This is a genomic window from Micromonospora sp. CNZ299 (assembly GCF_002754415.1).
On the sequence record NZ_PEFG01000001.1, the window covers coordinates 5,559,588 to 5,573,497 of the forward strand.

The 13,910-nt window shown below is 69.7% G+C and carries 14 protein-coding genes; 3 read left to right on the forward strand and 11 right to left on the reverse strand.

All coding sequences use genetic code 11. The features are described 5' to 3' along the window. Positions 1 to 91: 91 nt before the first annotated feature. Complete coding sequence (locus tag CLT68_RS25315) at positions 92 to 2,893, forward strand: M14 family zinc carboxypeptidase (protein ID WP_099854648.1); 2,802 nt, start codon at positions 92 to 94, stop codon at positions 2,891 to 2,893. A 73-nt stretch (positions 2,894 to 2,966) separates the two neighbouring features. On the opposite strand, the gene CLT68_RS25320 is transcribed toward CLT68_RS25315, so the two are convergent. Then, complete coding sequence (locus CLT68_RS25320) at positions 2,967 to 3,152, reverse strand: DUF397 domain-containing protein (RefSeq protein WP_412535448.1); 186 nt, start codon at positions 3,150 to 3,152, stop codon at positions 2,967 to 2,969. Next, complete coding sequence (locus CLT68_RS25325) at positions 3,149 to 3,640, reverse strand: DUF5753 domain-containing protein (RefSeq protein WP_486482312.1); 492 nt, start codon at positions 3,638 to 3,640, stop codon at positions 3,149 to 3,151. The genes CLT68_RS25320 and CLT68_RS25325 overlap by 4 nt, the downstream gene beginning before the upstream one ends. Positions 3,641 to 4,095: 455 nt before the next feature. On the opposite strand from CLT68_RS25325, the gene CLT68_RS25330 reads away from it, so the two are divergent. Next, positions 4,096 to 4,452: a hypothetical protein gene (locus tag CLT68_RS25330; RefSeq protein ID WP_099854651.1), complete on the forward strand. Its 357-nt coding sequence runs from the start codon at positions 4,096 to 4,098 to the stop codon at positions 4,450 to 4,452. A gap of 760 nt (positions 4,453 to 5,212) precedes the next feature. On the opposite strand, the gene CLT68_RS25340 is transcribed toward CLT68_RS25330, so the two are convergent. The 6 genes from CLT68_RS25340 to CLT68_RS25365 all read right to left on the reverse strand — a co-directional run bounded on the left by CLT68_RS25340 (position 5,213) and on the right by CLT68_RS25365 (position 10,133). After that, a complete protein-coding gene (locus CLT68_RS25340; RefSeq protein WP_099854655.1) occupies positions 5,213 to 7,279 on the reverse strand; it encodes a cellulose binding domain-containing protein in 2,067 nt (688 codons plus the stop codon). A gap of 284 nt (positions 7,280 to 7,563) precedes the next feature. Continuing rightward, a complete protein-coding gene (locus CLT68_RS25345; protein ID WP_099854657.1) occupies positions 7,564 to 7,977 on the reverse strand; it encodes a hypothetical protein in 414 nt (137 codons plus the stop codon). 2 nt (positions 7,978 to 7,979) lie between these two features. Further along, a complete protein-coding gene (locus CLT68_RS25350; protein WP_099854659.1) occupies positions 7,980 to 8,465 on the reverse strand; it encodes an EndoU domain-containing protein in 486 nt (161 codons plus the stop codon). Further along, positions 8,458 to 8,952 carry a WXG100-like domain-containing protein gene (locus CLT68_RS25355; protein WP_099854661.1) on the reverse strand — a complete coding sequence of 165 codons (495 nt, stop codon included), beginning with the start codon at positions 8,950 to 8,952 and terminating at the stop codon, positions 8,458 to 8,460. Before CLT68_RS25355 ends, CLT68_RS25350 begins: the two co-directional genes overlap by 8 nt. Before the next feature lies 1 nt (position 8,953). Then, positions 8,954 to 9,280: a hypothetical protein gene (locus CLT68_RS25360; protein ID WP_099854663.1), complete on the reverse strand. Its 327-nt coding sequence runs from the start codon at positions 9,278 to 9,280 to the stop codon at positions 8,954 to 8,956. Between the two features lie 25 nt (positions 9,281 to 9,305). After that, the gene (locus tag CLT68_RS25365) at positions 9,306 to 10,133 is read right to left on the reverse strand and encodes a hypothetical protein (protein ID WP_099854665.1); all 828 of its coding nucleotides are present in this window, start codon (positions 10,131 to 10,133) and stop codon (positions 9,306 to 9,308) included. A gap of 115 nt (positions 10,134 to 10,248) precedes the next feature. On the opposite strand from CLT68_RS25365, the gene CLT68_RS25370 reads away from it, so the two are divergent. Further along, positions 10,249 to 10,956: an ElyC/SanA/YdcF family protein gene (locus CLT68_RS25370; protein ID WP_099854667.1), complete on the forward strand. Its 708-nt coding sequence runs from the start codon at positions 10,249 to 10,251 to the stop codon at positions 10,954 to 10,956. A gap of 6 nt (positions 10,957 to 10,962) precedes the next feature. Here CLT68_RS25370 and CLT68_RS25375 read toward each other — a convergent pair whose 3' ends face one another. From CLT68_RS25375 to CLT68_RS25385, 3 genes are read right to left on the reverse strand one after another with little or no spacing between them, the layout of a single operon-like run. Continuing rightward, positions 10,963 to 12,006 carry a LacI family DNA-binding transcriptional regulator gene (locus tag CLT68_RS25375; RefSeq protein ID WP_088948778.1) on the reverse strand — a complete coding sequence of 348 codons (1,044 nt, stop codon included), beginning with the start codon at positions 12,004 to 12,006 and terminating at the stop codon, positions 10,963 to 10,965. A gap of 53 nt (positions 12,007 to 12,059) precedes the next feature. Then, positions 12,060 to 12,896 (reverse strand): carbohydrate ABC transporter permease, encoded by an 837-nt coding sequence (locus CLT68_RS25380; protein WP_088948779.1) that lies wholly within the window; start codon positions 12,894 to 12,896, stop codon positions 12,060 to 12,062. After that, entirely contained in the window at positions 12,893 to 13,891 is a 999-nt protein-coding gene (locus tag CLT68_RS25385; RefSeq protein WP_099854669.1) for a carbohydrate ABC transporter permease, read from the reverse strand. Before CLT68_RS25385 ends, CLT68_RS25380 begins: the two co-directional genes overlap by 4 nt. Positions 13,892 to 13,910: the final 19 nt, after the last annotated feature.

Below are 13,910 nucleotides of genomic sequence, written 5' to 3' on the forward strand. Positions count from 1 at the left end.
GTCACCGAAGTCGATCGAAGCTTGACCTGCGCATCGACGGTTCATAGGCTCCGGCCACTGCGAGGCTTTCCCCAGGAAGGGAACCCGAGACATGGCCCCATCGTCGCGTCCGTTCTGGACGGTCCCTCCGAAGCGGCTGGCGGGTGCCGCCACGATCGCGCTCCTGCTCGGCATGGCTCCCCTGCTCAGCGGCACGGCGACCGCGAGCCCCACCCGACCCTCCCCCTGCAGCAACGACCCGACCTCCCGGCTGAGCACCGTGCCCGCCCCGGAGACCGTGCTCGGCTTCCCCCTCGGCGCAGGCCAGGAGCGGGTCGTCACCAACGACGAGGTGCGGACGTACCTCGGGGCTGTGGACAGCGCCTCCAACCGGGTCGTCACCGGCGTGATGGCCACCAGCGTGCTCGGCCAGCCTCTGCCGTACGCGGTGGTGTCCAACGAACGCCACGTGCGGCCGTCCGCCCTGCGGAAGATCGCCGACGACGTACGGGACCTGCGCGACCCGCGCCGGACCAGCGCGCGGACGGCCGACCGGACGGCGAAGGACAGCCCGGCCATCGTCTGGGTCACCGCGAACGTGCACGGCGGTGAGAAGAGCGGCACCGACGCGGCGCTCAAGACGCTGTACGAGTTGGCGGCGGGCCTGTCCTGCGAGGTCGCCCGGCGAAACGACAACCTGGTCACCATCATCGTTCCGACCCAGAACCCGGACGGCCGCGACGCGACGCGTCGGCAGAACGAGTTCGGCTTCGACATGAACCGGGACTGGTTCGCCCGCACCCAGCAGGAGACCGACGGCAAGCTCGAACTGCTGCGCCGCTACCCGCCGCAGGTGTTCATCGACGCGCACGAGATGGGTGGCCGGCAGTACTTCTTCCCGCCGAACGCGGACCCGATCCACCACGAGATCGCTGGCGAGGCGGTGGACTGGATCAACCGGATCGGCGAGGCCAACAAGGCCGGCTTCGGCTTCAACGGGGCCTGCGACGACACCGTCACCACCGAGTGCTACTTCAACTACGACACGTACGACATGTTCTTCATGGGTTACGGCGACACGGTGCCCACCACCGGTTTCGGTGCGGCCGGCATGACGTACGAGAAGGGCAGCGCGTCGGCGGTGGCCGACCGGGTCCAGCAGCAGTTCCACACCCAGTGGTCGACGCTGGGCTGGGCCGCCGCGAACAAGCGCGAGGTGCTCAGCGGCTACTTCGACATCTGGACCGACGCGCTCGCCCAGGGCAGGGCGGGCACCCTGGAGCCGAACGAGGTGGTGCAGCCCACCAACGAGGTCCAGTTCCCCGTGCCGGACATCAAGATCCGCTCGTACTTCCTACTGCCGGACCGGCAGCTCGCCGACGTCCGGCAGCTCGTCGAGCGGCTGCGCCGGATGGACGTCGAGGTGTACGAGGTGCAGAAGCCGACCCGGGTGCCCACCGCGCGGGTCTTCGGCGGACGGACCGCCACGAACGTGACAGTGCCCAGGGGCGCGTACTGGATCCCGATGGACCAGCCGCAGAAGCACTGGATCCAGGCCATCATGGGCGAGGACCCGTACGTTCCGTTCCCCTACTTCTACGACGTGTCGTCCTGGAGCAACCCGCTGTTGATGGGCGTCTCCACCATCTACACCGGCGACAACGTCCGACCGAAGGCGGAGCTGGTCCGGGAAATCTCCGGCGGCCGGAGCTCGCTCGCGTGGCCGTGGGGCTCGTACACGTACCCGCTCGACTCGGCCGCCGCCGCGGAGTTCACCTTCCGCCTGCTCGGTCGCGGCGTCCCACTGGTCCGTGACCTGAAGACCAGCCGCGTCGCCATCCCGGCGACCAAGCTGAGCCGCACCGTGGACGAGCTGGCCGAGTCGTTCGGGGTGACCCTCACCCCTGGCGGGCGGCCCACCGGCACCGGCCTGGCCCTGCCCGACGTCGGGCTCTTCCAGGGCACCGGCATCTCCACCACCTCGGGTTCGCACGGCGAGGCCCGGTACGTGCTCGGCAAGCGGTGGGGGCTCGACCTCACACCGGTCACCACTGCCGACATCAACGACAACACCGAGGCGTTCACCGGGCGTACCGTGCTGCTGGTCCCCGACGGCAGCAGCGCGACCGGCGGTCTGACCGCGACCGGGCAGGCCAACCTGCGCGACTGGATCGCCCAGGGCCACACCTACCTCGGGCTGCGCAACGAGGGCACACGGGTGGCCCGCGCGGCCGGGCTCACCTCCACCACCGAGAAGACCAAACCGGCCGACTACCTGGTGATCGGCTCGCACCTGCGGGTCGACGTCGACACCGACAGCCCGGTCGCGCTGGGCCGCCCGGCGGAGGACTTCGAGTTCAACAACAGCGACCCGATCCTCAACCCGAGCACCACCGGGACGAACGTGCTCAGCTACCCGACGGGTGACACGTTCTGGGCCAACGGCTACACCGTCGGCGAGGACGCCCTGAAGGGCACGGCGGCAGTGGTCGACGAGCCGACCGGTGCCGGCCGGGCGGTGCTGTTCGCGTTCAATCCGCTCTTCCGGGCGTACAACGAGAATGGTCTGCACCTGGTCGCCAACGCGCTGCTCTACCCGGCGGACGCCTCGGACGCCCGGCGTTCCGCCGGGGTCGACCCGGCGCGCGCCAGCGCCGCCGCCGCGCCGGTCACGCCGGACCTGGGCGGCGGTTGGCGGCCGATCACCATCCAGGTGGCGGCGGCGGACCTGCCGCGCGCTGAGGCGATCGTCGAACGCTTCACCACGGACGCCAAGGCGTCCGCGAAGGACGACTCGGCGTACGTCGTGATCCCCAACCCGCAGGGCCTCCAGGTCGACGAACACCCGTTCGCGAGCGATCTGGTACGCGCGCTCCGCGACGCCAAGGTGCCGCTGCGGTCGGTGGTCGGCTGACGAATCCCGCACAGCGAAGCGCCCGTCCCCGCAGGTTTCGGGGGCGGGCGCTCTTCGCGTGCAGATGGCCGGGTTACGACTGCCGCGCGACCTCGGCGACGAACGCCCGCCACGACGCCGGCCCGAAGATCAGCGCCGGCCCATCGGGGTCCTTGGAGTCCCGCACACCGACAATGCCAGGCAGATCGTCCGCAACCTCGACGCAGGCTCCGCCATTGGTGGACGAGCGGGAGGCTTTCCGCCAGTGTGCACCCGTCATGATGTCCATGTCTTTGCCGCTTCCTTGAGTAAGCCGAGGGTTTGCCCCAGTGGAAGAGCCTCGCCCCGGACCGCCTCCCACGACAGTCCCAGGCTAGCAATCCCCTTCGGCTGCTCCACGATCTGCGCCGAAAGCTGATTGTCCACATAGCCAACACGTGACCCGTCTGGCATGTCGGCCAGAATGAATGCCCCTGCCAGGCCTGAGTACATGCCAGCCGACATTGGGACCACGTGCAACTGAATATGCGGTTCTTCGGCGTAGCTCATCAGATGTTCCAACTGCTCGGCCATCACGTCGGGGCCACCGCACGCACGTCGAACCGCCATCTCGTCCACGACTACGAAGAGCTGCGGGGCTGGGACGCGGGCGAGAACCGCCTGCCGCTCCAACCGCGCGGAGACGCGCTGATCAAGCTCGAACGCCGGCACCCGTGCCGCCCGGAAGGTTGCCCGCGCATAGGCCTCGGTTTGCAGGAGCCCCGGCACAAGGCGTGCTCGTACCAGCGCAGCGCGGTCGCCTCGCGCTCAGTTTCGATCCACTCGCGCAACCAGACCGGCGCAACGTCGCCCTTGACCAGCTCGTTCCAGAGCGTTGTGAAGTGCCCTCCGGTGTCGAGTGCCTTATCCACCGCCGCCAGATAGGGCAGCGTGGGCGGCTTTGTTCCAGTCTCGATCGCACTCACCTGGGAATCCGAGCAGAAAGTTTGCTCGCCGAGCTGCTCCGCGAAATTCCACACCGTTCTCCACCAGGCCCAGATCTGACTGCCGCGCTCCGTGATCGAGCGGTAACTGTTCCGATCCTAAGTGCCCACCATTCAGGGTGAAACCAGCGGCGCGGCCGGTGGAGGACCCGAGACCCGGCGGACCCGTTCGTAACGGGGCCGCCCCTCTGGGCGAGCACTCACGGGGCGGCCCCTCCCAACGCGAGCCAGGGGAAAACCATGCCCACAGACCAGCCAGTGCAGGTGCGGTCCGGCGATCTGCTGCACCTGACCCGTACCGCCAGCCCGCAGTTCACCCGTCCCATCACCGTCCGCGTGATCCGAGCCCTCGCCCACCGGCACACGTACCACGGTTGGTTGTGGATCGACGCCTACCAGCTCGGTCCGAAGGGCGACGCCATCGCCCGGCGCGAGCTGTACCTCATGCCGGCCGGCGCACAATGGCTGGCCGCTCCGCCCGCCGCGCCCTCCGGGTCTGCCGCGCCGCCTCTGCCGGTTGCGCCAGCCCAGCCGGTTGCGTCACCGCGGCGTGATGCTCGACGGCCGGTCCGGCGCGATTCGGCTCGGGTCGGCTGATGCCCCGTCGCGCTCCCGATCACCAGCCGGCCCGCCCAACGTGGCGCTGCGGCACGTGCGGCATCGCTTGGCCCTGCTCGGCCGCCAAACTCAGACTCCTCGCGATCTACCGGTTGGATCGTCCTGCCATGCTGGCCCACCTGGCGGCGCTTCAGGCGGAGGCTGCCACCAACCTCGCCGCACTCAACCCGAGCGCCGCCCCGGCCGATCTGAATGACCGCTTCACCGGCTGGGCGTCCGCCCGATAGGGATCCCCTCCTGCGGCCGGTCGGCCTTCTCGCCAGCGAGAATCCGCCCGCTGTCACGCCGCTGGTCCGGGGGGCGACATTGAGGTTCGGGTCCTTTGGAGCTGATGTCGTCAACGAATCAGACGACGACCGAGCAGGCGGGTGGGCGAGCTGGGAACGGGCGGGCCAGCGGGCCGGCGATTGGGCGGGCACGTGAATGTGTGATTCGTTTGCGACATCAGCTCCAAAGCGTCCCTACCCAGGATGTCGCCCTCCCGGTGGGCGGGCGACTATGCCCAGGCCGACGCGCGCAGCGGCACCACCCCGACGGCGCGGAGGCCGCCCCGTAACCCCTCAGCAACGCCGTGCCGTCGCGGCAGTGCGCCCGTGACGGGTGACCAGCAGGTGGCCCGCCAACGGCCCTCGCGCTGACCAGCGCGATGCCTGTGAGTCATCACGATGACTCACAGGCATCACCGACCTCGATGGGCCAACCCGAGCCAGGTTGACCAGGGACGCCGCTGGTGGCTCGGTCAGCCGGTGGTGCAGACGGTGCCGTTGAGGGTGAACGCCGTGGGCAGCACGTTCGGTCCGCTGTACGCGCCGACGAAGCCGGCGCTGACGCTGCCGCCGGCGGCGATCTGCCGGTTGTCGTCGGTGGGCGTGACCCGCACGGCGGTGCCGACCTGCTCCCAGGTGGCGCTCCAGCCGCTGCTCACCTGCTGCCAACCGGTGGGCCAGGTCCAGGTGAGCGTCCACCCGTTGATCGGACTGGTCCCGTTGTTGACGATCTCGACGCCGCCGATGTAGCCGTTGCCCCAGTCGCTGTTCGTGGTGAACCGGACGGTGCACGCGCTGGCGGCGGGGCCGCCGGTGGCGAAGGTGAGCGGCGGCGAGGACCAGGACACCCGACCGGCGGTGTCCCGGGCCACCACGTTGACGGTGTACCTGCTGCCCGGCACGAGGTTGCCGACAGTGAACGAGGCGGCCGCCGTCTCGCCGAGCTGCTCGCTGAGCCCGCCGTTCTGCCGGTACACCTCGTACTTGGCGATCGGGCTACCGCCCGGGGTCGCCGCCGGCCAGGAGATCGTCGCGGTCCGGTCGGTGACGCCGCTGACGGTGGGTTGGCCCGGTGCCGAGGGCCGCCCGGCGGTCGCGCCGGCCGGTCGCAGCACGAGCGTGGTCAACGAGTATGCCGGCAGCGTCCGGCTGGTGGCGGAGCCGGACTGGCCGGTGCCGATGCCGGTGGCGCCGTTGGTGAGGGTGGACACCGTCGGCGCGGCGGTCGACGGGGTGAACCCGGCATAGTCGATGGTGACCGGGTGGGCGTTGTCCGGGTCCTTGTTGACCAGCAGCACCGCGAGGTCACCGTTGCGTCGGCGGACCGCGTGCGCGCTGACCAGCGGCTCGTCGCTGCCGGCCCGCACGAACTGGTCACCGGCCTTGGCGAAGAGCTTCATCATGCTCAACCCGTGGTACGGCGCGAACGGTGTGTTCAGCGGTGGTTCGCAGACCGAGCCGTCCTCGGTGCAGGCGCCACTGGAGAGCATGCCGAAGTCGCCGTAGTCGGTCTGCCCGGCGACCTCCGTGACGGTGCCGATGCCGTTGTGCACGTTCCACCAGTGGACGGTGAAGATGCCGTTCTCCAGCAGCTCGCTGTAGGCGTCGGCCAGGAAGAGCGCGGCCGGTTGGGTGGTCCGGCCGGCATCGACGTTCAACTCGGTGAAGCTGATGCTGATGCGGTCGGCGTTCGGGCCGGCGTAACGGCTGAGTTGCTGCCGCAGCAGGTAGGTCGCATCGGAGATGTGGCTGGTGCGGGCCAGCGAGTCGGCGGCGCTGCCGCCCGGGTACCAGTGCACGTCCACAAAATCGATCTTTGGGCCGGCGATGGAGAGGACTGTCTGGTTCCACGGGCCCGGGTCGCTGCCGGCGGTGATTCCGTCCGGCCAGTTGCCCGGCATGGTGAGCACCGCGCCGACCTTGATGCTCGGGTCGACCGCCTTCATGGCGTCGGCGTACTCGACGACCAGCCGCGCGTACTGTGTCGCGCTCTTGTCCGGGTGGTCGTCCGCCTCCCAGGCGGACCCGTAGTGGCCGTTGCCGTAGTTCTCGTTGCCGACCGTCCAGTACCGCGCGCCGTACCCCTTGGTCACGTTGGCGTAGCGCACCCAGTCGGCGGCCTCCGCGGGGGTGCCGGTGCCGTAGTTCGCGATGATCATCGGCTGTGCGCCGACCCGCTTCACGGCCGCCATGAACGTGTCGAAGTCGGTGTTCGGCGCGACGTAGCCGCCGGGCGCGGTGTGGTCCTTCCAGTGGTAGATGTCGGCGTACGAGCCGCCGGGGTAACGCATCATCTGCACGCCGGCGTCGCGGAGCAGGTCCGACGTCTCGGGGGTGCCGAGGTTCTGGTCCCAGATGGCGTGGTTGACGCCCAGCGCGGTGTCGGGCACGGTCGCCATCCCCGCCCGGGCGTCGACGGTGACGGCGACGGCGGCCGGGTCGGGTGCGGCGCTGGCGTTGGGTGGGTTGACGCCGGAGAGCGCGGTCGCGGCGAGCAGCAGGCTCGCCAGCAGCGTCGCGCGGCTTCTCGGGAGGTTCATGGGCGGATTTCCTTCGCGGTGAACGACGGTGAGTCGCCCAGCCGGACGGATGTGACGCGGTGGCGGGGCGGACTCGTGGACGGACAGGCCCCGGTGTCCCATCGCTCGTGCCCCGTCCCCCGGAATCCCTGGTCGGATCCCGGCTGCCCTGTGGACGGGCGTCGGCCCCCGCAGGCGCGGCAGGCAATCGACGGCCAAGAATGTCACGGTCGGATCGAAGATCTCAAGGGCCCGACCGGAGCGGCATCGGCGCAGACGCGTCGGGCCCGTCGAAGAAAGGGGTGTCAGTCGTCGAGGCGCAGCAGGTGACGGCCGGGGAACGGGCCGCCGTGCTCCTGCTCCCAGGTCGCCAGGTGCCGCTTCCTGTCCTGCACGGACGGGGCCAGGAAGTCGAAGTAGGTGAGGATGACCTCGCGCGCCTCGTCGACCGTGTACGTCGTACCCGACGGGACAGGCCCGAGGCTGTCCACCGTGACACCGGTCGGCGTGCAGCGCACGACGGCGGAGTTGCCCTCGTACTCCTCGTACGCGGAACGCCCGGACACCACGTCGTCGATGCACTGCAACAACTCCAGGCAGTCCGGGGCGTAGCTCTGGATGTCGCTGGTGAGTTGGGAGGCGAGGTCGCGGAAGCGCCGGTCACCGCTCGTCATGGTCGGCGCGCCGTACTGGTTACGACCGAACTCAACGTGCCCCATCGTCAGCTTCCCCCCACCGGCCAGGCCGAATACCACGTCGTGCCGCCCGGATTGTAGAAGCCCTCCACCAGCACACCGTTGGCCCTACCCTGCCACTTGTTCGGATCCGCCGGGTGCGGACCTCCCGACCGGAACGCGCCTTCGATCGTCTCGTCGACCCGCTGCGGCGTCCAGTTGTCCGGGAAGAACGTGCTCGAACCCCGCTTCTGACGCCAGACACCGCCGTCGTCGAGCACATCGACCCGGGCCCGGTACGTGCCGTCGACGTGCCGCTCCAGGATCATCTCCCGGCCGTCGGGGCCGACGCGGACCCGGGCGCCGGGCGGGTTCTCCCCCATGAAGCGGTGGTGGAAGCCGGTGCCGCGGGGCGGGGTGGCGTTCGCGTTGACGTGGCCACGAAAGATGTGCTCGTAGCGGCGGTGGCGCATTCGCGCCCGGAGCCACTTCTCGACCGGCCGGAAGAGGCCCGCCTTGCCGCGGCTACCCACCGAGTACCGCTTCGGTCGCCATGTTCAGCAGTTGGTCGATGAGGGCGCCGGTGATGAGCTTGAAGATCGGGATCTCCAACAACGAGGCGCCGAAGGTGACCGCCGCCGTCGCGACGGCCTGCGCGATCTGGATGGCCAGCAACGTGAGCTGCACTATCACGTTGATCTTCAGGGCGAGCACGATGCCGGCGCACACCATGAGCCCGGCCCCGATCAACGCCGCCGCGGTAGCCCCGTCGTCGAGGTTCGTCTTCGCCGAGTCGCCGGCCTGCCAGGTGGCCTGGAAACGCTCGATGGCGTCGTCCCGGTTGTCGATCCACACCTGCCGTGCCGAACTGTCCGCGTCGGCCACCGGCGCGGCCAGACGGTCCGGGAAGGCGAGCCATGCCTGGCCCATCTCCAGCAACTTGGTCTCATCGGCCTCGGGCCAGGTGTAGCCCAGAAGGCCCAGCAGGGACACCAACTCGGCGGGCAGCGTCATTCCCATGTCAGCTGAGCATCTCCCCGAAACGGCCGAGGTGCTCCACGATGGCACGCTCGGTTTCCTGATAGTTCAGGCCCATCACCCGGCTCAACTTGCCGATGTCCTCGATCTCGACCCCGTTGGCGTCGTAGCTCTCCAGCGCCAGGTCGCGGATCGTCTCGTACACCATGCCGATGAGCGAACCAAGATCGTCGTTGCCCCAGGGCGCACCGAACGCGGCCAGCTCGGCGTCGAAGGCGGACAGCGCGGAGCGGATGCGCTGGGCCGAGGCGACCATGTTGTCACCCGCCTCGATGATCGTCTCCGGGTTGATCTCAATCTCACCGGCCATCACACCTCACCCCGTTCGATCATCGTCACGGCTCCCGGACGCGGGCCATCATGCCGGTCAACGCCCCGGTCAGCGCAGCCATCTGTCGGATGCTGGCCTCCTGCAGCTCAGCGGCCCGACCGCCGAGGTCCTCCCAGGACGGCCCGTCCTGCGGGGCGTCCGCCGGGTCGATCTCGTCAAGGGCCCGATTGACCGCCTCGACGATCGACGCACCCAGCTCCGCGGAAGTGAGTCGACCGGCACGAGGCACCAGCTCCAGGCGGACGATCTGGCCGGCGACATCCACCTCGGCCAGGACATGCCCAGCGTCGTCGGACCCGGTCCACCGACGCTCACCCTCCTCGACCTGATCGGGGCCGGGCGTCGTCGCGCTCGCCGACCGCAACACGTCCAGGACACCGTGCAGCAGGTCTGCCGAGCCGTGCGCCGGAAGGTCACCACCGAGCCCGGTCGCCGGGCCCACCTTGGCGACAGCCTCGGCCAACGCCCCCTGGAGGCGGTGCATCGCCAGTTCGCTCTCCGCGAGGACCGCCGCCACACTGTCAGTCAGTCGTGAGACGTCCGGTGCCGCCTCCACACCGGACGGCACGGCGCGGGTCTCGGCGAGCGCGTTGTTGGACGCCTCCGTCACCAGGGGGCTCAGCTCCGCACCGGACATCCGCATCAGCTGGGCGGCGACCTCGACCGACTGCAGGCGGCCTGCCGCCGCGACGACGGTCACCGACCCGTGCGCGTCGTCGGCGCGGCTCTGCGCGACCGCGTCGGTCCTCGGTGGGCCCGCGCGCAGACCCGCCAGCTCCTGGCGGTACGCGTTCACCCGCGCGGTCCAGCTGTCCCCGGCATCGTCTGACATCCCGCAGCCTCCCCGTCCTGGCCCACGAAACCCTAGCAACGAAAGCCAAACCCGAAGGCCGTGCTGGTCGGCCCCGGGCCGGGCGTCGTGAGCACGGCCCGAATACTCTCTCGGCATGCGGGGACGGTCCGGTGCGCTCAGACGGTGGTACGGGAAGCGCGGGCGACTCGCTCGTCGTACCTTCGTGGCGGTGGTGGTCGGCGCGGTGCTGCTGACCGGCGGCACGGTGGCCAGCGTGGTGTGGATCCGCGACGCGGCCGACGGCCACATCTACAGCGAGGCAACCGTGCCGGATGCGCCCGTCGCCCTGGTGCTGGGGACCAAGGTGGACACCGACGGCAACCCGTCGCCGTTCCTCGCGGCCCGGTTGGAGATCGCGCGACGGCTCTTCGACGCCGGCAAGGTGCGGGCGATCCTGGTGTCCGGTGACAACATGAACGCGGACTACAACGAGCCAGCCGCGATGCTGGGCTGGCTGGTCGACCGGGGCGTGCCGGCGCGCAAGGTCGTGCTCGACCACGCCGGTTTCGACACGTACGACTCGTGCGCGCGGGCTGAGCGGATCTTCGGGGTACGGCGCGCGACGGTCGTGACCCAGTCGTTCCATCTCCCCCGCGCGGTGGCACTGTGCAGGGGCCTCGGCATCGACGCCAGCGGAGTGGGTGACGAGACCGCGAGACGGTACGCGCAGACCTGGCGGGTCAGCTCGTCCCGGGAGAACGGCGCCTGTCTGAAGGCAGCAGTGGATCTGCTGTCCCGTCGGGACCCGGCGCACCTCGGCCGACGGGAGACGGGCGTCGACGACGCTCTCCGTGGCGGCTGAACGGTGTCACGACCGGGGCCGCCCCGACGAGGACTCTCGCGGCGGTGCGGCGCTGTCGCGCACGATGAGTTCGGTGGCCAGCTCGACCCGGGGGCTTTCGGTCTTCTCGCCGCCCGCGAGGCGCAGCACGGTCCGCGCGGCCAGCATGCCCATCTCGGCGAGGGGTTGACGAACGGTGGTCAGCGGCGGTGAACACCAGCGGACCTCCGGCAGGTCGTCGAAACCGACCACGCTGACGTCGTCGGGCACCCGCAGGCCGCGCTTGCGGACCGCCTCGTAGACGCCGAGGGCCATCTGGTCGCTGGAGGCGAAGATGGCGGTGGGCGGATCGGGCAGGGCCAGCAACTGTGTGCCCGCGCTGAACCCGGCCTCGTGATAGAAGTTGCCGGGTCGGATGAGGGCGTCGTCGATGGGGATGTCTGCGGCGCCGAGGGCGGCCCGGTAGCCGTCCATCCGGGCCCGGCTGCACATCAGGTGCGGTGGGCCTGCGATGAAGCCGATGCGGCGGTGGCCGAGGTTGATCAGATACTGGTTGGCGCTCAGGGCGCCCGCCCAGTTGGTGGCGCCGATGGTGGGTGACTCCTGGGGGTCCACACCGGCGGGGTCGATGATGACCACCGGCAGGTGCAGGCGGCGCAGCTCGGCCTGCAACGGCGGGTTGACCATCGAGGTCACGAAGATGATGCCCTCGGTGGAACGCGTCCGCATGTTGTCGAGCCACTGCTTGGCCGAGGAGATGCGCCAGTGGATGGCCGACACGACGGTCCCGACGCCGCTGGTCTGACCGACGTCCTCCACCCCGCGGATGATCTCGACGGCCCACGGGCTGTCCAGGTCGTTGAAGACCAGGTCGATGAGGGCGGCGTCGGTGCGCCGGGCCGGTGACCGGCGGCGGTAGCCGTGCCGGTTGAGCAGGGCCTCAACACGTTCCCGAGTGTCGGGGGCGACGTCGGAGCGTCCGTTGATGACCCGGGAGACCGTGGGCACGGAGACACCGGCCAACCTCGCGATCATGGCGATGGTGACGTTTCGGCCGTTCTCCGTGCCCACGGTCCCCCCTTCGTCGTGCTGGAAGCGTCAGGTCTGCTCGCGGTGACGCGGTGTCATCCCTTGACGCTGCCGGTCAGGCCGCCGATCAGTTGGCGCTCGGCCACGGCGTAGAAGCCCAGGGCAGGCAGCATGGACAGCACGACGTACGCGAGCACCCGTGCGGTGTCGTCGGCGTACTGGCCCTGGAAGGCCTGCACCCCGACGGGGAGGGTCCACCAGCTCTGGTCGCTGAAGACGACCAGCGGGAGCATGAAGTTGTTCCAGCTGGTCACGATGGCCAGCACCGACACGGTGGCCAGGGCCGGACGGGCCATCGGCAGCAGGACCCGCCAGAAGAACCCGAACGAGCCGCAGCCGTCCAGGACGGCTGCCTCCTCGACCTCCGCCGGGATGGTGCGGAAGAACTGGCGCAGGATGATGATGGTGATCGGCAGCCCGAAGGCGGCCTGGGGCAGGATGACACCCAGCGGGTTGTCCAGCAGGTTCATGCCGCGCAGCAGGACGAACAGCGGCAGGATGGCCACCGCGAACGGGAACATCAGGCCGATCGCGAACAGCGTCACCAGGAACTCGCGGCCCCGGAAGGCGTAGCGAGCGAAGACGAACGCGGCCATCGCCGCCGCGCCGACGACGATGACGGTGCTGCTCACGGCGATGAGCAGACTGTTGCCGAGCTGCCGCCAGAACACGCCGTTGCTCAGGATGTCGATGTAGTTCGGCACCCAGGGGTCGGGCCAGCCCAGCGGGTTGGTGGACAGCTGGCCGTTGTCCTTGAAGCCGCCGAGCACACCGAACCACACCGGCACGACGATGAGCGCGCCGACGGCGATGCAGACGAGGTGCAGCACGACGCTGCGGGTCCGCTGGGCACGGCTCGCCGTGGCGGTCATCGCTGGCCTCCCTGGTTGGTGATCGCGCCCGCGGTGTCACGACGCAGCACGATGCGTTGGTAGAACAGGGCGAAGACGAGGCTCAGCAGGAACATGACGATGCTGATGGCGCTCGCGTAGCCGACCTCGAAGCGGCGGAAGCCGAACTGGTACATCGTGACGGCCAGCGTCTCCGAGGAGTGGATCGGACCACCGCCGGTGAGCACCCACACCATGTCGAACAGCTGGATGGTGCCGATGACGGACAGGAACACGCTGATCCGGATCGTCGGGCCGAGCAGGGGCAGGGTGACGTGCCGGAACGCCTGCCAGGCGGTGGCACCGTCGGTGACCGCAGCCTCGGACAACTCCTTGGGGATTCCCTGCCGGGCGGCCAGGAAGAGCATCATGTAGAGGCCGAAGTACTTCCAGGACACCACCAGGAAGACGGCGAACAGCACGGTGTCCGGGTCGGCGAAGACCGCGCCCGCGTCGGCGCCCAGCCACCGGGAGACACCCTCGCCCAACCCTCGGTTCGGTGAGAACACCAGGGTGAACAGAACAGCCGTGGTGACCTCGGAGAGCACGTACGGGGCGAAGAAGATCAGCCGGTAGATGGCCCGGCCGCGAATCGGCTGGTTGAGGAGCATGGCCAGGGCCAGCGCCACCGGCAGCTGCACGACCAGCGACAGCACCACCAGCACCAGGCCGCGCCTCAGGTCGCCGCGGAAGGTCGGGTCGCCGAAGGCGCGGGTGTAGTTGTCCAGCCCGATGAAATTCTCCGGCAGCCCGAAGCCGTTCCACTTGTAGAGGCTGGCGTAGCCGGCCACCACGATGGGGGCGAGGACAAGTAGCAGGAACAGCGCCAGGGCAGGCGCCAGGAACACGGCGAGGACGCCACCCCGGCCCGGCCGGGGCTGGCGGCCGCGCTGTCGCGCGGTGCCCGGCCTCGGTGCCGGCGGATCGGTCGCCGTGTCGCCGCGCCTCGTGTCCGACACGGTCGATGGCCTGGTCATGCCTGCTCCACTCGGGTTC